General features: G+C 57.8%; 21 protein-coding genes. 15 read left to right on the top strand and 6 right to left on the bottom strand.

The features are described from left to right. The first annotated feature begins 16 nt into the window (after nucleotides 1–16). From FB556_RS00690 to mnhG, 8 genes are all read left to right on the top strand, one after another. Nucleotides 17–382, top strand: a complete 366-nt coding sequence (locus FB556_RS00690) for a hypothetical protein (RefSeq protein WP_141863820.1) — start codon at nucleotides 17–19, stop codon at nucleotides 380–382. 71 nt (nucleotides 383–453) lie between these two features. Beyond that, nucleotides 454–1,035, top strand: coding sequence for a dCTP deaminase (gene dcd, locus FB556_RS00685; RefSeq protein WP_141863818.1), 582 nt, complete (start codon nucleotides 454–456; stop codon nucleotides 1,033–1,035). 447 nt (nucleotides 1,036–1,482) lie between these two features. Further along, nucleotides 1,483–4,620, top strand: a complete 3,138-nt coding sequence (locus tag FB556_RS00680) for a Na+/H+ antiporter subunit A (RefSeq protein ID WP_141863817.1) — start codon at nucleotides 1,483–1,485, stop codon at nucleotides 4,618–4,620. Further along, nucleotides 4,610–5,116 carry a Na(+)/H(+) antiporter subunit C gene (locus FB556_RS00675; protein ID WP_141863815.1) on the top strand — a complete coding sequence of 169 codons (507 nt, stop codon included), beginning with the start codon at nucleotides 4,610–4,612 and terminating at the stop codon, nucleotides 5,114–5,116. Before FB556_RS00680 ends, FB556_RS00675 begins: the two co-directional genes overlap by 11 nt. Before the next feature lie 5 nt (nucleotides 5,117–5,121). Further along, complete coding sequence (locus FB556_RS00670; RefSeq protein ID WP_141865221.1) at nucleotides 5,122–6,783, top strand: Na+/H+ antiporter subunit D; 1,662 nt, start codon at nucleotides 5,122–5,124, stop codon at nucleotides 6,781–6,783. After that, complete coding sequence (locus FB556_RS00665; RefSeq protein WP_246057130.1) at nucleotides 6,783–7,451, top strand: Na+/H+ antiporter subunit E; 669 nt, start codon at nucleotides 6,783–6,785, stop codon at nucleotides 7,449–7,451. Before FB556_RS00670 ends, FB556_RS00665 begins: the two co-directional genes overlap by 1 nt. Then, complete coding sequence (locus FB556_RS00660; protein ID WP_141863813.1) at nucleotides 7,448–7,768, top strand: MrpF/PhaF family protein; 321 nt, start codon at nucleotides 7,448–7,450, stop codon at nucleotides 7,766–7,768. The genes FB556_RS00665 and FB556_RS00660 overlap by 4 nt, the downstream gene beginning before the upstream one ends. Beyond that, on the top strand, nucleotides 7,769–8,173 hold the full coding sequence (gene mnhG, locus FB556_RS00655; protein WP_141863812.1) for a monovalent cation/H(+) antiporter subunit G: 405 nt from the start codon (nucleotides 7,769–7,771) through the stop codon (nucleotides 8,171–8,173). It begins immediately after the preceding gene. Here the strand turns inward: mnhG and FB556_RS00650 are convergent. Further along, nucleotides 8,167–8,985 (bottom strand): SDR family NAD(P)-dependent oxidoreductase, encoded by an 819-nt coding sequence (locus FB556_RS00650; RefSeq protein WP_141863810.1) that lies wholly within the window; start codon nucleotides 8,983–8,985, stop codon nucleotides 8,167–8,169. The two genes, mnhG and FB556_RS00650, sit on opposite strands and share 7 nt — an antisense overlap. Before the next feature lies 1 nt (nucleotide 8,986). Beyond that, on the bottom strand, nucleotides 8,987–9,664 hold the full coding sequence (locus tag FB556_RS00645; RefSeq protein WP_141863808.1) for a mismatch-specific DNA-glycosylase: 678 nt from the start codon (nucleotides 9,662–9,664) through the stop codon (nucleotides 8,987–8,989). 50 nt (nucleotides 9,665–9,714) lie between these two features. Between FB556_RS00645 and FB556_RS00640 the strand changes: the two genes are divergently transcribed. Beyond that, on the top strand, nucleotides 9,715–10,416 hold the full coding sequence (locus FB556_RS00640; RefSeq protein WP_211343936.1) for an aminoacyl-tRNA hydrolase: 702 nt from the start codon (nucleotides 9,715–9,717) through the stop codon (nucleotides 10,414–10,416). 69 nt (nucleotides 10,417–10,485) lie between these two features. Here FB556_RS00640 and FB556_RS00635 read toward each other — a convergent pair whose 3' ends face one another. Together FB556_RS00635 and FB556_RS00630 are read right to left on the bottom strand one after the other, a co-directional pair. Next, on the bottom strand, nucleotides 10,486–10,758 hold the full coding sequence (locus tag FB556_RS00635; protein WP_141863806.1) for a DUF4235 domain-containing protein: 273 nt from the start codon (nucleotides 10,756–10,758) through the stop codon (nucleotides 10,486–10,488). A 44-nt stretch (nucleotides 10,759–10,802) separates the two neighbouring features. Continuing rightward, nucleotides 10,803–13,412, bottom strand: a complete 2,610-nt coding sequence (locus tag FB556_RS00630; protein ID WP_141863804.1) for an MMPL family transporter — start codon at nucleotides 13,410–13,412, stop codon at nucleotides 10,803–10,805. 136 nt (nucleotides 13,413–13,548) lie between these two features. Here FB556_RS00630 and cls point away from each other — a divergent pair, with 136 nt between their 5' ends. Continuing rightward, complete coding sequence (gene cls / locus FB556_RS00625; protein ID WP_141863802.1) at nucleotides 13,549–15,048, top strand: cardiolipin synthase; 1,500 nt, start codon at nucleotides 13,549–13,551, stop codon at nucleotides 15,046–15,048. A 24-nt stretch (nucleotides 15,049–15,072) separates the two neighbouring features. Here cls and FB556_RS00620 read toward each other — a convergent pair whose 3' ends face one another. Beyond that, nucleotides 15,073–15,708: a nucleoside/nucleotide kinase family protein gene (locus FB556_RS00620; protein ID WP_141863800.1), complete on the bottom strand. Its 636-nt coding sequence runs from the start codon at nucleotides 15,706–15,708 to the stop codon at nucleotides 15,073–15,075. Between the two features lie 267 nt (nucleotides 15,709–15,975). Between FB556_RS00620 and dnaK the strand changes: the two genes are divergently transcribed. The 4 genes from dnaK to FB556_RS13830 all read left to right on the top strand — a co-directional run bounded on the left by dnaK (nucleotide 15,976) and on the right by FB556_RS13830 (nucleotide 20,055). Beyond that, nucleotides 15,976–17,817, top strand: coding sequence for a molecular chaperone DnaK (gene dnaK / locus FB556_RS00615; protein WP_141863798.1), 1,842 nt, complete (start codon nucleotides 15,976–15,978; stop codon nucleotides 17,815–17,817). A 91-nt stretch (nucleotides 17,818–17,908) separates the two neighbouring features. Continuing rightward, nucleotides 17,909–18,553: a nucleotide exchange factor GrpE gene (locus FB556_RS00610; protein ID WP_141863795.1), complete on the top strand. Its 645-nt coding sequence runs from the start codon at nucleotides 17,909–17,911 to the stop codon at nucleotides 18,551–18,553. A gap of 15 nt (nucleotides 18,554–18,568) precedes the next feature. Continuing rightward, a complete protein-coding gene (locus FB556_RS00605; RefSeq protein ID WP_141863793.1) occupies nucleotides 18,569–19,519 on the top strand; it encodes a DnaJ C-terminal domain-containing protein in 951 nt (316 codons plus the stop codon). Then, the gene (locus tag FB556_RS13830) at nucleotides 19,519–20,055 is read left to right on the top strand and encodes a heat shock protein transcriptional repressor HspR (protein WP_141863791.1); all 537 of its coding nucleotides are present in this window, start codon (nucleotides 19,519–19,521) and stop codon (nucleotides 20,053–20,055) included. The genes FB556_RS00605 and FB556_RS13830 overlap by 1 nt, the downstream gene beginning before the upstream one ends. Nucleotides 20,056–20,176: 121 nt before the next feature. Here the strand turns inward: FB556_RS13830 and trmB are convergent, their stop codons facing one another. Further along, entirely contained in the window at nucleotides 20,177–21,136 is a 960-nt protein-coding gene (trmB, locus tag FB556_RS00595; RefSeq protein ID WP_141863789.1) for a tRNA (guanosine(46)-N7)-methyltransferase TrmB, read from the bottom strand. A gap of 208 nt (nucleotides 21,137–21,344) precedes the next feature. Between trmB and FB556_RS00590 the strand changes: the two genes are divergently transcribed. Continuing rightward, on the top strand, nucleotides 21,345–21,938 hold the full coding sequence (locus FB556_RS00590; RefSeq protein WP_141863788.1) for an ATP synthase subunit B family protein: 594 nt from the start codon (nucleotides 21,345–21,347) through the stop codon (nucleotides 21,936–21,938). The last annotated feature ends 76 nt before the right edge of the window (nucleotides 21,939–22,014 follow it).

Here is a 22,014-nt window from a genome sequence, read left to right as displayed (position 1 = left end):
GTGGAAAGGAGCACTCATGGCCCGGTCCCTCACACATCCAGAACACACTTTGATTAGCGCCATGATTACCAGCGCCAAGGCATCCGACCCCGATCGGCTCAAAGGATCCGTGGCGTGGCGGAACTGGCGCCATGAGCTTCACGCAATGATTGACCGCCTCTCAGTGGGAAAATTATGTGATTGCGGTAAGTGCCCGTCATTCCAGCTCCGGGTCGATGGGCAAGAAGTGCAACCCAGCGATGCCCCCATCATTCTTGAAGCATTTATTCCTGAAGGTATCGTCATGCTGTTCGTCGATGACGGGAAACCCTCGTACTTTGAGGTTGCTCCTAATCTTGACGTCAAAGTCGATCTGCCGCTCGAATCAGCGCTGATTTTCTAATCGGTCTAAGGTGATGGCACGCCTGCTGCCATAATGGCTACGCTCTTCGGATCGTGCGCTACCGTTAAGCTGTGCTTCTATCGGATCGTGATATCAAGAAATCATTAGAAACTGGGCGGATCGGTCTAGACCCGCTGGACGTTGCCATGGTGCAACCGGCCAGCGTGGATGTCCGGATCGACCGGTATTTTCGGCTGTTCGATAACCACAACTACCCGTTCATCGACCCAGCGATAGAGCAGACGAACCTCACACGCATGGTCGATGTCGAACCCGATCAGCCCTTCATTCTCCACCCCGGAGAATTCGTGCTGGGCTCGACCTATGAGAAGGTGACGTTAGCAGACGACGTCGCCGCTCGATTAGAAGGTAAATCCTCTCTCGGGCGTCTGGGCTTATTGACGCACTCGACCGCAGGTTTCATCGATCCCGGGTTCTCAGGTCACATCACGCTGGAGTTGTCTAACATGTCGACGCTGCCAATCAAGCTGTGGCCTGGTTCAAAAATTGGTCAGATGGCCTTCTTTGCTCTGACTTCGCCGTCGGAACATCCTTACGGCACGGGACCCAACCTTAACCGGTATCAAGACCAGCGTGGGCCGACTGCCTCCAGGTCGCATCTGAATTTCCACCGTTCGACCATCGAACGGTAAGCACCTGTAGCCGTCCCGTCTGCTCAACAGTTGAGCCCTAACCCGGCCGAAGCTGCCGCAAATCTCGGAGCGTAGGAGCCGTTGCGCTGAAAACAGAATGCAGCCTGTCAGTGCTTCACATTTCGATCCAACATCTCCCATTCGCGACGTTATGGGCGGTGAATAATTCGCGCCGTGCAGCGTGAGAGCGGGATTTTAAACCTTCTGGGAATGCAGGTTAAGGCCTTGGAGCCAGGGCGCCAACTGCGGTTCGTTTTCAGTAACACAACGGTGATTTTAGTAATGCTCTTGATCCAGGTTGTTTGGTATAAACCAAACTAGAACCGGTAAAACAAGACTTAAGCGGGATAGGTCGAGAATGTGAACCTCAAACGCCCTGCGCCAAAGGCCTCCTCCACTATGTAAGGTTAACCAGGTGACCGTCCCCTAGACCTCACGGAGGCAACCATGCTGATTGTGCTGCTTGCACTTTTTGTGGTTGCGCTCATCGCACCCCTGATCTTCCATAAAACCGGACGTTCAGGCTTCCTCATACTCGCAGCGATACCAGCGGCCGGGTTTATCTGGCTTACGGCACAATTACCCAATGTCCTTGCAGCCGAGGAATTGTTAGCGTCGGGCGCTGCTGCAGATCACCAAGATACTTCCCTTGTCCAAACCTGGCAATGGATCCCACAGCTGGGGATCGAACTTTCGTTCCGCTTAGACACGCTCAGCGCTTTCCTCGGACTGATTGTCCTGGGCGTTGGTGCTGCGGTGCTGGTCTATTGTGCACGGTACTTTAAAGCAGATGAGCCGCGCTTGGGCAGCTTCGGAGCCCAGTTCTTGGCCTTTGCTGGAGCCATGTTTGGTTTGGTTACAACCGATGATCTCATGGTGCTCTACGTCTTTTGGGAAGTCACCTCGATCCTGTCGTTCCTCATGATCGGGTACCAGGCGCATCGTATTTTTGCTCGCCGGTCCGCGATGACCGCTTTGATGATCACCACTCTTGGTGGCTTGGGCATGCTGATCGGGCTGGTCATGTTCGGACATGCAGCAGGGACCTTCCGCATTTCCGAGATCGTTGCTCAAGGTGCTGAACTCCTCGCCGGAGATTTCGCCGGGACTTATATGACCTGGGCTATCGGCCTGGTCCTCCTTGGGGCAATTACGAAATCGGCACAAGTCCCGTTCCACTTCTGGTTGCCGGCAGCCATGGCCGCTCCAACTCCCGTGTCTGCTTACCTGCACGCTGCAGCGATGGTGAAAGCCGGTATTTATCTGGTGGCACGGTTCGCTCCTGCCTTTTCCAGTGAAAATATCTGGCAAATCATGGTCTTGGGCGTGGGCATGTGGACCATGCTCGTGGGTGGTTGGCGCGCCCTGCGACAAACCGATATTAAACTTATTTTGGCCTACGGCACCGTCTCCCAGCTGGGCTTCTTGATGATCGCCAATGGGCTTGGCACAGCTGCAGGAGCTCAAGCGGGCCTGGTGATGCTCTTGGCCCACTCCCTGTTTAAAGCACCGTTGTTCATGGTGGTTGGTGCCATCGACAAGATCACCGGGACCCGCGATCTGACGAAGCTTTCCGGACTGCGGAAGTCCCATCCAGGATTATTCTGGACGGCGACTATTGCCTCACTGTCGATGGCGGGTGTGCCACCGCTGTTTGGCTTTATCGGCAAAGAAACCGTGATGCAGGCCGCCATGGACTGGGGGCTGTGGCGAACCGATGCGTTTTTGCTAGGCCAGCCAAACTTCTGGGGCGCTGTGTGGAGCTGGGCTCCACTGGTCATCGTTGTTCTGGGTTCCATCCTGACAGCCGCCTACACCGCACGCTTTCTGTGGGCCGCATTTGCCACCAAGAAAGTCCGAGCGGGTGGCCAGCTGCAAGAACTTCCACAAACCCCAGCACTGCGCGGATTTGGCCGACTCGGTCTGATCCCGGCCGCATTACTCTCGGCCGCCGGCGTCGTAGCAGCACTGGTCCCCAGCTGGGTAGGCGCTTTACCCTACGGGTTCAGCCAGACCTTCGAACACATCGAAGGTGAACATGTGGAACCGATTGCGCTATGGCACGGTTTCAATCTGGTGCTGGGACTCTCCGTGCTGATTATCCTGGCCGGTGTCGGGCTCTTCGTCATCCGCGGCCACGTGAGTCGTGCCCAGGACGCTGTGCCCACCTGGATCGATATGTCGCGGGTCTACCGTAATGGCCTGGCCCGTCTGGACGATTTGGCCATTTGGATCACCGGCCGGACCCAACGGGGTGACTTGTCGGTCTACCTCTACATCATTCTTGCCGTCACAGTGCTGGCACCGCTTGCCGTCTTGTTGTTCCCCACCAATACTGATGAGACCACCATTTCGCTGCCCAATGCGGCCTTTGCCGGCGACTGGATACTCACCGGTCATCCGGTGTACTTCGTGGTGGCAGCCGTGATGATCCTGGCTGCGATCTCGGCGATCCGTGCCAAACGACGTTTCTGGGCCGTCCTATTAGTCTCGACAACCGGATATGCCCTAGCAGCGGTCTTCGCTTTCCAAGGTTCCCCGGATCTTGCACTGACGCAAGTGCTGGTTGAATCTGTGTTAACCGTTGCGATGGTCTTGGGACTACGCGTCTTACCCCCAGAGATTCCTAAAGTCCAAGAAGAACACGATAAGCAGTGGGCGCGAGCGCTACTAGCCATCGCGTTCGGATTCGTCATGATATGGATCGCCGCTACCGTCATGGCCTCGCGCATTGCCGACCCGATTTCACTAGCCATGCCAGAGCTGTCCTATTACGAAGGTGGGGGCACAAACATCGTCAACGTAACCCTGGTCGATATGCGTGCCTGGGATACCTTCGGGGAAATCACCGTCCTGGCGGCCGCAGCCACCGGCGTCGCCTCACTGGTGTTCATTGCTGAACGCGAGAAGCGCCGCAAGAGCCTTTCGGAAATCACCGCCGGAACCGTGGGCGCATACCGTGTCGAAGAACTGCCAATGAACGAAACCGAAGTGAAAAGTTTCCGCAGCTTTTTCAATGTGCAGCGCGAACCCTGGATTGTTGCCGGTTCCACCATGGCCCCGGAACGTCGCTCGATCATTTTCGAAGTGATCACCCGACTAATCTTCCACGCCATTATCCTCGTGTCACTGTACTTGCTGATTTCCGGCCATAACCTCCCCGGTGGTGGATTCGCCGGTGGTCTATTAGCCGGTATTGCTTTTGCCATTCGTTATGTAGCTGGAGGCCGGTTCGAGTTAGAGCAATCCATTAAGGTCCCCGCCGGCATTATCCTGGGCTCAGGTCTTGCCATCGCCGCCGTCGCTGGTGTCATTCCACTCTTCTTTGGCGGGCAAGTCTTCCAAGCCTATGACGTCGAAGTCGTCCTGCCGTTGTTTGGTCATGTCCACTTCGCCTCGGCCATGGTCTTCGATATCGGTGTGTACCTCGTTGTTATTGGGCTGGTCATTGATGTGCTGCGCTCCCTAGGTTCCGAAGTGGATCGCCGCTACGAAATCGAGATCCGTGACCGAACCGAGGCCGAACAACGTATGACCGCAGCCCGAGTCAGTGCACAAAGTTCAGGAGGCCGCCGTGACCATTGATGCCATATTGCTCATCATGATGGGTGTCATGTTCGCCGCGGCAATCTACCTGCTCCTGGACCGCACCCTGACCCGGATTATGTTCGGTTTGATGATGTTCACCAACGCTGCGAACCTGCTGATTATCATCATGGCCGGTCCAGCAGGACTCCCGCCGATCTTCCGCGATGACATCGCGGCCGACGAATACCTCGATCCGCTGCCCCAGGCACTGACGCTCACCTCGATTGTTATTAGCTTTGCGGTCACCGCGTTTATTCTGGCGCTCATCTACCGATCCTGGGTGCTGGCCCGGCGTGATGAAGTCCAAGTCGATATCGAAGACATCCAGGTTGCCGAACAGCCAACCTACGATGCCGAAGACGATGCGCTCATTGCCGATGAAGCATCCGAATTCCTCGAAGATCACGAGGATCCAAATATTTATTACGAATACACCACCGAGACCAATCCCAATGTGGACTCTGCAGAACCGAAAGAAGGTGACCGCTGGTGATTGACATTTCTGTGGTCGAACTCGCGCCACTTTCGGTACTGCTGCCCATCCTGGGTGCAGCAATCGCGTTCACCCTGGTGCGCAAGCCAGTCAGTCAGGTTGCCGTCACGCTCAGCACGCTGGCAATCACCCTTGCCTTAGAAATCTGGTTGCTGATCGATGTGTGGATCCACGGTGGCGCCGAAGCCGTACTGTTAGGTGGCTGGGAAGCCCCGATCGGCATCGTCCTGGTCGTGGACCGGTTCTCCGCGCTAATGCTCGTGGTTTCATCCGTGGTGGTCATGCTCGTGCTGCTATTTTCTTCGGCCCAAGGTGTCGGCAGTGACGAATCCCCGCAGCAGCCGGTGTCTATTTTCCACCCGACGTTTTTGATCTTGACTGCAGGCGTGTCCAACGCGTTTCTGGCCGGAGATCTCTTCAACCTTTATGTTGGGTTCGAGATTCTCCTAACAGCCTCCTACGTCTTGCTCACCATTGGCGGGACCGGACCGCGAGTACGAGCCGGCGTTACCTACGTCGTCGTCTCCGTCGTTTCGTCAGTGGTCTTTTTGGTCGCCATCGCGATGATCTACGGGGCCACCGGGACCGTGAACATGGCTGATTTAGCTATGAAACTCGGAGATTTGGACCCGGATCTGCAACAGTTATTGCACTTGATGTTGCTGGTGGGTTTTGGTATCAAGGCGGCGGTGTTCCCGTTATCGTTTTGGTTGCCAGACTCCTATCCGACCGCCCCAGCACCGGTTACCGCAGTGTTCGCCGGCTTGCTGACCAAGGTCGGCGTCTACGCCATCATCCGTACTGAAACGCTGCTGTTCCCAGGCGACCGCGTCAATTCGCTGTTACTGGTGATTTCTGGGCTGACCATGATCGTGGGGATTCTGGGTGCCCTTGTCCAGTTCGACATCAAACGTGTTTTATCCTTTACGCTGGTCTCACACATCGGATACATGATCTTTGGTGTGGCAGTGTCCAACCACATTGGTCTGACCGCCACGGTGTTCTACGTCGTCCACCACATCACCATCCAGACCGCGCTATTTTTGGTGACCGGTCTGATCGAATATCGCACCGGATCAGCGAACCTGGACCGGCTTGGGTCGATGCTCAAGATTTCCCCGCTCGTAGCCATTCTGTACATTATCCCCGCACTCAACTTGGGTGGTATTCCACCGTTTTCTGGGTTCATCGGCAAGGTTGGTCTGGTCCAGGCCGGCGTGGCCAATGGTTCCGGACTGGCCTGGGTGCTCGTGGCAGCCTCGATTATTACCTCACTGTTGACGCTGCTGGTCATGATGCGCATCTGGAGCCGTGTCTTCTGGCGACCGATCGAAGACTCCGAAGACCCCGCGATGCGTGGCACCGAAGAAGCCAAACGCGTCGACCAACGGAAAAAACCTCTGCGCAAAGACTCTCCAGGTCTGGTAGCACCGACCGTCGCCCTAGTCACGGTCGGGGTGGCACTGACCGTCGTGGCAGGCCCGCTCTTTGAATTTGCAGATGAAGCCGCCGACGACATGATCCACCGGACCCCGTATATTCAGGCGGTGTTGGGCGACGAGGCCGCCCAACAGGCCCAGCTGGAAGCCGACCAGTTGGAAGCCTGGGGGATTGAGGGCTCCGATGGAGCGGGCACTTCACAGGATTCGGAAGGAGGCACGAACTAATGCCAAAAACCGCGAAGACATCGCAGAACCGGCGCCCCGACATGCCTTCGGCCATCGAAGATAAACGATCCAGGCTGTCTCAATGGCCCATGATTGTGGTGCTCACCTTCGTTTGGGTCGCCCTCTGGCAGGATCTCACACTGGGCACGATCGTATTGGGCATCATTTTTAGCTCCGCCGTCATGTTGTTATTACGGTTGCCACAGGTTCCGTTTGCTGACCGTTTCAACGTGTATTACAGCATCAAATTCGTGTTCTATTTCCTGTGGAAAATCACAGCAGCTACCTGGGATGTCGCCGTCAAAGCCGGCAAACCCGGGCCCAATGTTGTCAACTCGGTGGTCGCGGTGAAACTGCGCACCCAAGATGACTTGCTGTTGACGTTAGTTGGACATGTCTATGCCCTCATCCCGGGTTCGTTGGTGATCGATGTTGATCGACCGACCTCGACGCTGTTCTTACACGTGCTGGACGTTCCAGACGAAGCGGCGGCAGAAGCGTTTCGCGTGGATTCCTTGGATATTGAAGCACGGATGATTCGTGGCTTCGGTTCCAAACGTGATTACGCCCTGGTAAAAGCCGAAGACCACGCCGACGACGGGGTGATCCGTCGGCATAGCGAACTAGCGGAGATCGCTGAGCTGACAGAGCTGGAGGAACGATCATGAGTGTTTTATCTCTGGCCGGTTGGATCAGTCTGGGCTTCCTAGCTTTGGGAGCCATCGGGGCGCTGTACCGCATTGTGCGCGGCCCAGCACTGCTCGACCGTGCAATTGCCGTCGACGTCATCCTCATAGTGCTCTCGTCTGGACTGACCGTGTGGATGGCGCTGAACGATTCGACGCATTTCATCGTGTTGGTCGTGGTCGCATCGCTGATTGGCTTCATCTCCTCGGCAACATTGGCGCGATTCACGGTGGAAGGCGCCCACGCGAATCAAGCTGAACCCGAACCCCAACAAGGTCCCACAGGCGGTGACGTCTAAATGGAAATTACCTATGACTCCTGGATGGACATCGTTGCGGCGATCTTGCTGGTGCTGGGCACGCTATTATCGGCGGTGGCCGGATTTGGTCTCCTGAGGTTTCCTGATGTGCTGTCGCGCATGCACGCAGCCACTAAACCCCAGGTACTGGGTCTCTTTCTAGCATTGGCCGGTTTGGGCTTCGCCTTGAAAACCTGGGTGGTGGTGCCGGTTTTGATCGTCGCGTGGCTGATGCAGCTGATTACCGCCCCGGTATCAGCACACCTGGTCGGACGAGCAACCTACCGGTCCCATCACCTGGATCCGGCGCATATCGCCGTCGATGACTTGGCCAAGGTCATTTACGAACAAGAGCGTGCCGACGCGGAAACAGACGCCGAGGATCGCGCGAACGGGCGTCAGTAACGCACCCCGGTCAGTGCTTCACTCAGTTCCCACAGTCGCTCTTGGACCTGGAGATCATACGTTTGCGGGTGGGCTCTGGCAGGCTGCTGGATGGAAAAGTACTGCCCGGATACCCCGTCGAGCTTGGGTGATTCGATCAGCTGCAAGACCGCATCCACACCGGTCTGGAGATCATCAACCGTGCGGCCGTAGCCTTCATGCACCATCCGAGTGGGCATCAGCGTGGCCGGATGCAAACTATTGACCGTAACCGTCTTCGGCGCCAGGGTACGCGCCAGTTTGAACCCGGTGGCTACCATGGCGAACTTGCTTTGCGCATAGGCCCGATTTCCTGAGTAGTGCTGTGCCAGCTGCGGGTCTTCGAAATCTACGGGTTCTTGCGCCCCGGACGCCACATTGACGATCCGGCTGGGCGCCCCGGCTTCTAACAACGGCAGCAGGTAATTGGTTAAGGCAAACGGGGCGAGATGGTTGACCGCTAAGCGCAGCTCATATCCATCAACGGAAAGCTGTCGAGTATCGGTTGCACCCTTGCCAACTCCGGCATTATGCACCACCACCTCTAAATGTTCGGTCAGCTCGGCGACGTCGTCAGCCAGTTGTACTACCTGGGATAAATCCGCCAGATCTGCTTGAACAACGTCGATCACTGCGGTCGCGTTGCTGAGTTCTGCACGCAGTTGCTGCAGTCGTTGTGCATCGCGCCCGTGTAAAATCAATCGACTTTTCCTCGTGGCCAGCGTAGCGGCTACCGCCCGGCCCAAGCCACTGGTCGCACCGGTCAGGAAAATCGTTGGCTCGGCAGCTACCATCTTAATCCTCCTCGCCGTGAGCGCTGGCGGCCCAGACCTGAGCCCATTTTTCACCCAGCGTTTCGACGGACTCATGAGCGTTCAGCCCACTGGGGTCCGGCACGACCCACAGCTGTGACTGCTCGGGCCATCCCGTCAGGTCATCGGTTGGTTGCGGCCCGAGCAGGGCCTTGGGTGACGCAAAGGCCGTCCGAAACGCGGTGATCCCGGTAAACGCTACAACGCGAGGTCTTAACACTGCGACGCGCTCTATCAGCTGGGCACATCCGGCCTGTAATTCTTCGCGGCTGAGCTCACTGGATCTGGAGGTTGGTCGGGAGACGATATTGGTGATGCCAACACCGCGTTGCGCCAGCATCAACTCATCGGAACGCTCCATGCCATTGGAGTTATTGACCAGCCGCTCCGTCACGCCACCGGCGTGGAGGGATTTCCAGAATCGATTCCCCGGCCGAGCAAACGGCGCTTGAACGGATGCCGCCCATGGGCTGGGATTGGTCCCCACGATAAGCAATCGCAACAGGCCTGCATTGTCGTGTTCGGCAGGATAGGGCAGCACATCGTCCAAAGTCACGCCGTTTGCCGCGGTCTCAGCCAGCTCTTCTTTGGTGGGACGGCGCCCCTGCAGTGGGGAGGGCGCACGCCACGGGGTCCAGGTGTCGGGAAGCTTAGTGTCCATATGTTCTACCCTAAGACGCCGCCGTGGTAATGCAACGTTAGAGTAGAAACATGAGTCAACCTGTATCGCGTCCGGAGCATCCTGATCACGAAAACCCCTGGGCCATGCAGTTGGTGATCCATCGCAATAAACAGGATCCAGCCAATCACCTTGATGTGCTAGAAGCCGCCGGGACGGCCGTAGTGCAGTTGTTGGACGACCCGCAGGCATCCGATCCGCGAGGGGCGTGGGCTGCTGCGGTTGCACACTGGCGTGCCGGGTGGATCCGCAAGGTAGCCCGCCGGGCAGAAAATAAGCGGTGGGATGATGTCCACAACTTAGACGGGATCACCGCAGCCTCGGGGAGCGCCCAGGTGAGGGCACTTGTTCCCGGCCCGGTGGATCCACTGCCCGCGGCAATAAAAAAACTGCAGGTTCGAGGCACCGAACTGCCGCGGCTTCGTGCTTCGGTGCAGCAGCATACTGTCGTAAGCATCGAGGTGACTCCGCACACCGAGCTCACTACCGGCAAGGCGGCCGCCCAAGTCGGCCACGCCGCGCAACTGGCCTATGAGCATCTCGTCGAACAATCCCATGCCGGTGATGACCAGGCCCAACAGGTGCTGGCAGCGTGGCGCGACGATAATTTCCGGATCCGGGTCGAGGAACCATCCGTGTCTCAGTGGGACGCCACAGACCGGCCGGTGCGGGTGATGGACGCCGGTCTGACTGAAGTTTGCGGTGTTACCGAAACCGCCCGCGCCTATTGGTAGGGCCTTTAAACACTCGTGGTGCCAGAGGTTTCCCTCCGGCACCACGGTGAAGCAATAGTTGTCAGGTGTTTAGACTTCGGCGCGGCCGAGCTGTTTGGCTTTTTTGTTATCGGTCTTCGACATGGCCTTATTCACTAGGCGCTGGGAACCGACTTCGAGCAGAGCCGAGACTCCGGCAGAGATCGTGGCGAAGGCAACAACCCGCAACAGGGTGGCCTGGTCGTCGTCGGTGTTTGGGGCCTCGTCGTCACCGGTTGCGGCTTTCCAAATGGCTTCAACGGCTTTAGTGCCAATGAAACCAGCGCCGATGGAAACTCCGGTACGCAGAAGTTTTTGCATCATGTCATTCATCCTTATGCCTTTCTCGATGGGGAACCGTTTCTAGCTTAGACCTTGCGGCGCGAGGTTGTAACGGGCGTATCGGTCGCGGTTTCGTCTGCGTGGCGCCCGGCGTCGTCGGTGGTGTTGAGTTCCGCTAGTTTGGCGCCTTCGACGTCCACATCCGGCAGGATGCGGTCCAACCATTTCGGCAAGTACCAGGCCGCGGGCCCCAGCAGGTGCATGAGCGCGGGCACCATGAGCATACGCACCAGAAATGCATCAAATAGCACCCCGATGGCTAACCCAAAACCGATCGGCCGGATATAGGAGTCGTCGGCGTAGACGAAACCGCCGAATACCGAGACCATGATGATCGCAGCAGCTGCGACGACGGCCCGGCCCTGCACAAAGCCTTTTTGGACGGCCAGGCGTGCCTCGGTGCCATGGGCATAGGCTTCGCGCATTCCCGAGGAGATGAACAACTGATAGTCCATGGCCAGGCCGAACAGCACTCCGATCATGATGGTCGGCAAGAACGACAGCACGGGTGCCGGGTTGTGCACCATGAAGATATCGCCCAACCAGCCCCACTGGTAAATTGCTACGACAGCACCCATGGCCGCGCCCACGGACAATACAAATCCTCCCGAGGCGATCAGTGGGACCACCAGCGATCGGAAGACCAGCACCATGATCAACAGGGACAGCCCGACGACGACGCCCAGGTATAGCGGCAGGACCTCGGCGAGCGCGTCAGAGATGTCAATGACGCCGGTTGCGTGCCCGGCCAGAGCAAGGTTGGTGACTTCACCGGCCGGGTCGAGGTCACGAAGCTGATAGACCAGATTTACGGTGGCTTCATGATTCGCGTCGTGCACCGGGATAATTTGGTACATCAGGATATCGCCGGCTTCGTTTTCACCCACCGGCACGACGTGTTCGACTTCATCAAGCGCGGCAATCTGTTCGGCTTGTTCGACGGTCGTGGTGAGCAGGTCGGTTTGATCAAGGTCCGCTGGGATGTCGGCTACTGCAATGATCGGCGCGTTCCGGCCGGCCCCGAAGTGTTCGGCCTGGGCCGCATAGGCTTGGTATTCGGAGGTGTCTGGGGCCTCGGCTGACCCATCGGGGATGCCAAGGCGCATCGAAAACACCGGAATGGCAATGAGGGCCAGCACGGCGATGGTACCGATGGCCGTGAACACGGCGCGCGCCGTCGACATGGGTTGCAGCGTTTTGGTTACTCCGGTCCGGTCTGCGCGCTCGTTGAGTTGGCGACGTTCGCGTTTCGACAGAGCACGGTGCCCCAGCAGCGAGAGCATCGCGGGGGTCAGGGTGATGGCCACCAGCACGGCAATGACCACAACGAAGCCGCCGACGGTTCCCATGAGTCCCAAAAATGGGATGCCGGTTAGGTTGAGTGCCAGCAGTGCGATCACCACGGTCGAGCCGGCAAAGACCACCGCGTTGCCCGAGGTGCCATTGGCCATGGCAATTGAATGGCGTATCTCCATGCCGGTCTTCAACTGGGTACGGTGCCGGTGGACGATGAACAGGGCGTAGTCAATGCCGACCGCCAACCCGAGCATCACACCTAACACGGGGGTGACCGAGCTCATCTCGACCACCGAGGAGAAGGCCATGGCCGCTAATGCGCCAACGCCGACACCCACCAGGGCGTTGAGCAGCGGCAGTCCTGCGGTGATGAAGGTTCCCAGCATGACGACTAACACGATGCCGGCGATGACCAGCCCGACGACTTCGGCCCAGCCTAAGACCTGGGGTACGGCCATGGAGAGTTCTTGGGAAGGGAGGATGTCGACGCCGTCGATCTGGGCGTCGGTGAACGTGGTGACAACGGCTTCGCGAATCTCGGTCGAGACATCCATGTCTTGGTCAACGAACTGTACGGTGCCAATCGCCGCGGACCCGTCCGCTGAGACCACCGAATAGTCGTTGGTAGTAGTCAGTAGACGGTCACCGAGTTCCACGAGTTCTTGGCCTTCTTCGTATTCGGCACGGCCTTCTTCATAGTTCGTGCGTTCCTCGGCCAGCTGCTCACGGCCGGCTTCAAGTTCTTCGACCGCTGCGTCTAACTGGGCTTGTTGCGTGGCGAATTGTTGTTCGACGGCGGCTTCGGGCAGACCCGCTCCGAGGGCCTGGTGTTTGCCAGCATCGAGTTGTTCTTGGGCGGCTTCGAGCTCGGCTGCAGCGGCATCGAGTTCTTCTTGGGCGGCTTCAAGTTGTGCGGGCGCGGATGCAAGCTGTTGGCCTGCGACCTTCAGCTCTTGGCGACCCTCCGTGAGCTGTTGTTGCTGCTCGGCCAGTTCGGCTTCGGTAGCAAACGGGTCGATCACCTCGGCAACCCCGTCCACCTCGCCAGCATCCTCAAGCACCGTGGTGATGGCCTCACGCTGGTCGGTGCTCAATTCCGAGCCGTCTACGGTCTGGAAGACCACATTGCCGGTCCCACGTGCGGCATCAGGAAATTCTTCTTGAAGCCGGTCCGTGGTTTGCGCCGTCGGGGTGCCGGGGATATCAATGGTGGAAACCAGCGTGCCGCCGAAGGTTAGAAAAGCTGCCGCGGCGATCGCGAGCATGACCAACCAGGAGAAGATCACTGCAAGTGGCCGTTTAGCTGCACCGAGCCCAAGACGATAAAGAAGCTTTGCCATGTTCACCCTTGTATATGAAAGTATGGTGGGCCGTTTGCGACCCTATACAACTGTATCGGAAGCGAACAGGCCCGTAAATTTGTCCGATGGGCGCTGCCCAACCTGTTTCTATGGCTTCGTGGCCTAGACTATTGGCATGATTTGGTCGGTGGCTGACTTGGCGGATTTTCCGTTCTGGGTGCGTGTTTTGTTCACGAGCGCCGACATTGCCATCCGTATCGCACTGCTAGGCATTGTCCCGGGCAACCGTCGACCTGCCGTGGCCATGGCCTGGCTGTTGGTCATTTTCTTTTTCCCCATCCCGGGGCTGTTGTTGTTCTTGACGTTTGGCTCCTTCCGGCTGGGCGGCCAACGCCGCTCGCGTCAAGTCGCAGTCAATTCGGAGCTGCGACGAGCCACCGCGCACTTGGATTTACCCGACCAGGTGGGTGCGGCCCCGGATTACGTGGCGGCGAATTCGAAACTGACCCGTCGGTTGACCGGTTTTCCCATGTTGGACGGCAACACGTTTGAATACCTCACCGATTATCGGCTGACCATGCAGCACATGGCCGACGATATCGATCGGGCCCAAAACTACGTCAATGTGATGTTCTATATCATCGGCACCGACCCGAAACATCGGCAGGGTTATGCGGACTTGGTCTTAGACGCGATGGAGCGCGCGGTGACTCGAGGGGTGACGGTGCGCTTGCTGTTCGATCACATTGGCACTGCTCGGGTCAGAGGATACCGCCAGCTCCTGCGGCGCTTGGACGCGGCCGAAATCGAGTATTTTCGGCTCATGCCGGTGCGGCCCTGGCGCGGACAATATCAACGCCCAGATCTGCGCAACCACCGCAAAATGATCGTCGTCGATGGTGTCGTGGGATATACGGGCTCAATCAACCTCATTGAACCCGGCTATAAGCGAGCCTCGGCACACCGGCTCAACCGTCACTGGGTCGATATGATGGCGCGGATCGAAGGGCCCACGGTGGCCTCGCTTGACGTGGTGTTTGCTACCGACTGGTTTTCAGAAACCGGCAAACAACTGCATCAAGAACTCCGCGACGTCACCGAAGACGAGATTGAGGATCACGAAGGTCCCGCAGCCCAGGTCATTCCCTCGGGACCTGGGTTTTCCCAAGAGAATAATCTGCGGGCCTTTATCCATCTATTTTATGCGGCTCAGGAGACCATCCGCGTGGTCACCCCCTATCTCGTCCCCGACGACACGATGCTCTATGCTCTGACCACAGCGGCTCAGCGCGGCGTGCGCGTCGAGGTGCTGGTGGTACGCCGGGCAGATCAGCTGGCCGTCCAACACGCCCAGCAGTCCTATTATGAGCAACTGTTGCGCGCCGGGATCCACATTTACCGCTACCCGGATCCGGATGTGCTGCACTCCAAGATGTTTACCATCGACGACGACGTCGGCGTTTTTGGGTCCTCGAATATGGATATGCGCTCGTTTTCGCTGAACTCAGAGGTGACGGTCATGGTGGTCGGCTCCGAAGAGGTTGCCAAACTCGATGCGATTATCGATATGTACCAGGCCAAGTGCGAGCACCTGTTACTCAAAGATTGGTTGGCTCGGCCGCGCTATTACCGCTGGGTGGATAACGTCTTCCGCCTGACCTCGGCCTTACAGTAGCTGCCCAGGCGCGCATCGCCCGGCCTAAGCGTCGCTCTGATCGGCCGGTGTCGGATCCTCCAGACTGCGTCCGGTGGCCAACATTGCCTGGACAACAGCCAGTGCGGAGATGTGATGGCGTTCATCGGGTTCATCAGCCACCAGCACTAAGTCTGCGGCATCATAAATCTGGTCCTGGTCTAACATCGCACGCTCCTGAGCCGCCCAGCGATCCCAGTGAGCACGGTAGGTGTCGCCGTCGCGTCCCATGGCGCGCTTATGCCGGACCTTATCGGGCACGCGCAACCAGATCAGGACGTCCAGATATTCGCGGTTCGGCCGGGCCCCCACACCCACCCCTTCACAGATAATGACTTCGCTGGGTTGCGTGATCACGACCGGCCCGGGACCGCCCTGGGGCGTATCGGAAGCATGCCAGTCCCAGGTTTGATAGGTCGCAGTTTCGCCCTCGGCTAAGGCCGGTAGGACGTCGTGGCTAAATTTTTCGATGCCGGCTGCCAACCCATCCCAGCCGCGGTAGAAGTCTTCAAGACGTACCACGGTGACCTCGTGGTCGACCGAGAGCGTTTCGGCAAGGACCTTCGATAGGACCGTTTTGCCGGAGCCCGAACGGCCGTCGATACCAATGATGAGCGGACGAGCGGCGGAATAGCGTGACATAACTCTATGCTAGGCCACCGATCTCGATGCATCGACGAACCGGTCAAGGCGTGTACGCCAAACCACATTTGCGTGCAGGCGGGAATAAAACCAAGGTCCTGAATGCTATACGTGACAGATGCGAAGTTGAGTCCACTTGACTCAGGTTTTATTTGACACGGAGTCGCAACCTGTGGCACCTTGAGTGTAGAGAGCTCAAGGAGTGGGCTGAGAAATTTTAAAACACGAAAATACTTTCCCAAGTATTTGCAACGAAAGGATTCCCATATGTCACGTGCTGTAGGTATTGACCTGGGTACCACCAACTCGGTGGTTGCCGTACTAGAAGGCGGCGACCCAACGGTTATCGCCAACGCCGAAGGTGCACGCACCACGCCATCGGTGGTCGCATTCACCAAGGGCGGCGAAGTCCTGACCGGTGATATCGCCAAGCGCCAGGCCGTCAACAACCCAGAACGCACCATTTCTTCGGTTAAGCGTCACATGGGTACCGACTGGAAAGCCGAAATCGACGACAAGTCGTACACCGCGCAGGAAATCTCGGCCCGTATTTTGATGAAGCTCAAGCACGACGCCGAAGAATACCTCGGCGAAAAGGTAACCGATGCGGTTATCACCGTGCCGGCCTACTTCAACGACGCCGAACGCCAGGCCACCAAAGAAGCCGGTGAAATCGCCGGGCTCAACGTCTCACGTATTATCAACGAACCAACCTCGGCCGCTTTGGCCTACGGCCTGGAACGCGGTAAAGAAGACGAACTGATCCTGGTCTTTGACCTCGGTGGCGGTACCTTCGACGTCTCCCTGCTAGAAGTTGGCAAAGACGACGACGACTTCTCGACCATTCAGGTTCGTTCCACTGCCGGCGACAACCGTCTCGGTGGCGACGACTGGGACCAGGTTATCGTCGACTGGCTGCTCGAACGCGCCAAAGCCTCAGGTGCAGACCTATCCAAAGACAAGATTGCGCTGCAGCGTCTGAAGGAAGCCGCCGAACAGGCCAAGAAGGAACTCTCCTCGGCAACTTCGACCAACATCTCGCTGCAGTACCTGTCCGTGACCGAAAACGGTCCGGTTCACTTGGATGAGCACCTGTCGCGCGCCAAGTTCGAAGACATGACCTCCCATCTGCTGGAGCGCACCCGTCGCCCATTCGAAGACGTCATCAAAGAAGCCGGCGTTTCGGTTTCCGAAATTGACCACGTCGTCCTCGTGGGTGGTTCGACCCGTATGCCAGCGGTTGCCGAACTGGTCCAGAAACTGGCCGGTGGAAAAGAACCAAATAAGGGTGTCAACCCGGACGAGGTTGTCGCTGTCGGTGCTGCCATTCAGGCCGGTGTGCTGGCCGGTGAGCGCAAAGACGTGTTGCTGATCGACGTCACCCCACTGTCACTTGGTATTGAAACCAAGGGTGGTGTGATGGCTAAACTCATCGAGCGCAACACTGCTATCCCAACCAAGCGTTCCGAAACCTTCACCACCGCTGATGACAACCAGCCATCGGTTGATATTCAGGTGTTCCAGGGTGAACGCGAATTTACCCGCGACAATAAGCCACTGGGTAACTTCCAGCTGACCGGTATTGCGCCTGCCCCTCGCGGTGTCCCACAGATCGAGGTCACCTTCGACATCGACGCCAACGGTATTGTGCACGTTTCTGCCAAGGACGGCGCAACCGGAACCGAACAGTCGATGACCATCACAGGTGGCACCTCGCTGTCTGATGAGGAGATCGATCGCATGGTCAAAGACGCCGAAGCCCACGCTGAGGAAGATAAGCAGCGCCGCGAAGCCGCCGAGGCTCGCAACGCTGCCGAAACCACTGCGTACTCGGTGGACAAACTGCTCAAAGACAATGACGAAAAACTGCCTGAGGATGTTAAGACTGAGGTTCAGGCCGACGTCGATGCGCTCAAGGCAGCCCTTGAAAAACAGGATAATGACGCAGAAATCCAGTCGGCGTTCGAGAAACTGCAGCAGTCGCAAACCAAGATCGGTGAAGCCCTGTATGCAACTTCGCAGCAGGAGGGCGCACAGCCTGATGCTGATGCCAACGAGGACGAGGACATCGTCGACGCTGAAGTGATTGACGAAGACGAAAAGAAGTAACTTTCTGACCGTTTAGCTGTTCAATGTTTAGGACCGAGGCCGGCCGGTTTCCGGCCGGCCTCGCGTGTTAAGTTTTTCAAGGAGATATACCATGACCGATCAGCCGCATAATGAAGAAAACGAACCGATCCGGTTTACCGATAAACGCCGCATCGATCCAGAAACCGGCGAGCTACGCGATCAAGCTGCCGAATCTGAAACAACCGACGAGTCGTCAGAGCATGCCGATCCGCTATCGCAGGTTGAAGACATCCTCAACGCTGCCGGTGCTGAAGCCGAAGAAGAAGCTGCCACGGACGAGACTGCCCAGGTGGACGAAGCCGCCGAGCTGCGCAGTGACCTGCAACGATTGCAGGCGGAGTTCGTGAACTATCGCCGTCGCGTTGAACGCGACCGCGACGTCGCCAAAGACAACGCCAAGTTTTCGATGCTGGAAGCGCTGCTGCCGGTGCTCGATGATATCGATGCCGCCGATGCTGCCGGTGACCTTGACGGTCCATTTGCCGCGATCGCCCGCAAACTGTTCACCACGCTGGAGTCCGAGGGCCTGGTCAAACACGACAGCGACACCCTGGTGGGAGAAGCATTTGACCCAGCCCACCACGAAGCGATGTTGCGTCAACCATCGCAAGAGGTTGCCGCCGAACACATCGTGCAAGTATTCCGCAACGGTTACCTGTATAACGAACGCGTGCTACGCGCCGCTCAAGTGATGGTCTCCGCCGGTGACGAATAACAGGAGGGAGATCCCATGGCCTCACAAGACTGGCTAGAAAAAGATTTCTACGCCATTTTAGGTGTCGACAAAGACGCCAGCGACGCCGAGATCAAAAAGGCTTACCGCAAACTCGCCCGTAAATATCACCCCGACGCCAACCCCAACGACGCCACAGCAGAGCAACGCTTCAAAGAAATCACCGAAGCCAACACTGTGCTGTCGGATCCGACACAGCGCCAAGAATATGATCAGCTGCGTGCTATGCGAACCGGTGGCGCGCGCTTCACCGCGCCCGGGGCCGGCCAAGGAGGATTTGAGGATATCTTCTCGGGACTGTTTGGCCAAGCTGGAGGTGGGGGTGGCGGCCGCAACGCCGGATTCAGTGATATGTTCGGTGGATTTGGCGGCGGCCAAAGCTTCGGCGGTTTTCAACAGGCGCCAACCAAAGGTGCTGATTTGAAAAGTGCCATCACGATCAGCTTCGCCGATGCCATTCGCGGCACGACCGTCAAGGTCAACACCGGTTACGGGGCCCCCACCGAGGTGCGCATCCCGGCCGGAGTCAAAGATGGCCAAACGATGCGCGTCAAAGGCAAAGGACAACAGGGGACCGGTGGGCGAGGCGACCTGATGGTCAAAGTCTCGGTGACCCCGCATCCGGTTTTCGAACGTGATGACTACAATATCCGGATCAAGGTACCCGTCTCTTTCGATGAGGCGGTTCTGGGTACTACGATCGAAGTGCCAACCCTGGAAGGTGCCGTGAAAATCGGAGTTCCTGCCGGATCGTCGTCGGGCCGTGTCCTGCGATTGCGCGGGCGAGGCGTGAAGACCGCCAAACGCACTGGTGATCTGCTCGTCGAACTGGTCATCGATGTGCCCACCAACCTCAGTGACGAGGCGCACGCCGCAGTGGAAGCCTACCGTGCGGCAACCGCCGGCATTGATCCGAGGGCCGAGCTGGTAAAGAAGGCTAAGTTGTAATGGTCAGCCGTCACAAACACGATCCGGTCTACGTCATTTCGGTCGCGGCCCAGCTGGCCGACATGCACCCCCAGACCCTGCGGCAATATGACCGCATGGGACTGGTGGTGCCTGCGCGCCAAGCTGGCGGCCAACGCCGATACTCCGCCGAAGATGTCCGGCGGTTACGGCGGATTCAATCGTTGTCTCGTGACGGGGTCTCATTGGAAGGCATCCGCCGTATCGTCGAGCTGGAGGAAGAAGTCCAAGAACTCCGCGATACGGTCAGCGACCTGGTCGACCAAATTGCCGTGATGCGATCCCACGTGTCCTTCTCCCGCACCTTTACTGCCGGGTCTTCTGGCGTGACGACGAATATTCACGGTCTCACAGAACCCAACCACCAGCATCACGACGACGCCGCGCGCGCCTACCGCGAAGAACGGCGTCGTCAGCGCTTCGACCGCGACCGGGTCGAACAAGCCGTGATGTTCGCCCTGGAACAATCCACACCGCGGTATGCGCTCAACCGCCCACGGTATGCCTTGCCACGCTGACAAGCTTTGACGAGGTGTGTGTCGCGCATCTTGGCCAGAGCTATGAGCATCTGACAGCCGGATCCCGAGTCATCGGATCCGGCTGTTGTCGTCCACAGTCCGGCGTGTGATCACCCTGGTCTTAGTCGATTTTTTGGTAGGCCAGATCAAAGATATAGCGACCCGCACGTTGTGCTTTAGACTCAAAACTCGTGACCGGGCGGGTTTCAAACCTGGGAGCCCAGCCGCCGACTTCATCAAGTGCTTCTGTTAGCGGTTGTGGGATTTCATTATCCGTGCCGTGCAACCTCGCCAGCGTTAGCGGTGAGTCTGGTCCGGCTAACCGTCCTGGATGGAGGTTTTCAAAGGCCGGATGAGTATCAGCCACCTCGCGCATCTGGGCCGCATAATTGGACCAGTCGGTGGCCAAACGCAGGATTCCGCCGGGGGCCAGGACCCGCGCCACCTGGTCTAAGAATTTGGATTGGATCAACCGACGCTTGTGGTAGCGATTCTTCTGCCACGGATCCGAGAAAAAGATCCAGACTTCTTGTGCAGCCCCGGCGGCGAGCATGTGGTCAAGCACTTCTGGTGCATTGGCCTCGACCATTCGCACATTGGTTACACCCTCAGTCACCACGCGGTCTAGGAGTTTGGCTAGTCCGGGGCGGTACACTTCCACCGCTAAGAAGTTCGCCTCGGGATGCTGCACTGCTCCGGCGAAGGTCGATTCGCCATGTCCCACCCCGATATCGACGATCAGCGGGCCAGCCTGTCCCCAGACTTCGGCCACATTGAGATGTGATTGAGGAGCAACGGAAGTATCGGCAAAGGTGCGAGTGACCGGCAGAATCGTGGTGCCCATATGGTCCTGCCATAGACGTTGGCGGGTGGGGGACATCGCCAGTTCACGACGCACGAAAGATACCGGGCCGTCGCGGACGATCTTGATTCCTTCCCGAGTTTCGACCTGCTGATACCCCTTGGGGATCTCGTCCAGCTCGGCGGGCTCATGGCGGGTCGCAGCGTCGTTTGGCTGTTGCTTTGAGACGGGTTCTTGCGGAGATCGCGGGGTATCAGAGTGCTGAGAAGTCGGCGTCATGGTGTTTCGTTGAATCTTTCGGATGGCGGATGGTCACAGTTTGTTCGGGTGCGCAGTGACCTTGCGAGGTGGCAAGTTCATGCCCGTTGAGGCACTTCACTGGCAGGGATGTTTCGCATGTGCAGTCTGTGCGCACATGGAACGTGTTGGATTTGGTCAAGAAAGTATTACAGTTAACCATAACGAGTCCCGAATGGAAGGAAGACTTATGAGCTTAGCTCAGCTGCCAATACGTTTGACCACCGGTGCGTTTGTCCTGAACTCTGGTATTTCCAAGCTCAGCTTGTCAGATGAAGAAGCCGAAGGTTTGCAACAGATGGCCTCCAATGGTGTCCCTGTCCTGGCTGATATGTCACCGGCTGCGTTCCGTAAGTTCATCGCGGTCACCGAAATCGGTGTCGGTGCAGCGCAGTTGATTCCAAAAGTTCCGGGCTGGTTTGCAGGAGCTGCGCTCAGTGTGTTTTCCGCCGGCATGCTTAACATGTATCTCAATACTCCTGGTATGACCCAGGAAGACGGTGTGCGTCCGACTCAGGAAGGCACTCCGGTTGCCAAAGATGTTTGGATGCTGGGTGCCGGGGTCTCCATGATTGTTGATTCCATGTTGAACACCTCATCGCGTCGTCGCAGAGCTGCCAAACGCCGCGCGACCAAGATTCAGGATGCGAAAGAACAGAAGGTCGAAGCGATCCAAAGCGCTCGCGAAGAGCAGCAAAAGGCTCTCGAATCGGCTCGTGAAGCAGCCCGCGAAGAGCGCAAAGCTGCTCGCAAAGCGGCCCGTAACGTGCGCAAAGCCGCCTAACGCGCCCGCTGAACGCTTCGCATCGCGTATTACGACTACGCGCAAGCGCCCTGCCAAGTGCAGGGCGCTTGCGTAT

This window comes from Enteractinococcus coprophilus (genome assembly GCF_006716305.1).
Classification (GTDB): Bacteria; Actinomycetota; Actinomycetes; order Actinomycetales; family Micrococcaceae; genus Yaniella; species Yaniella coprophila.
This window is presented reverse-complemented; position numbering and strand designations above follow the sequence as displayed.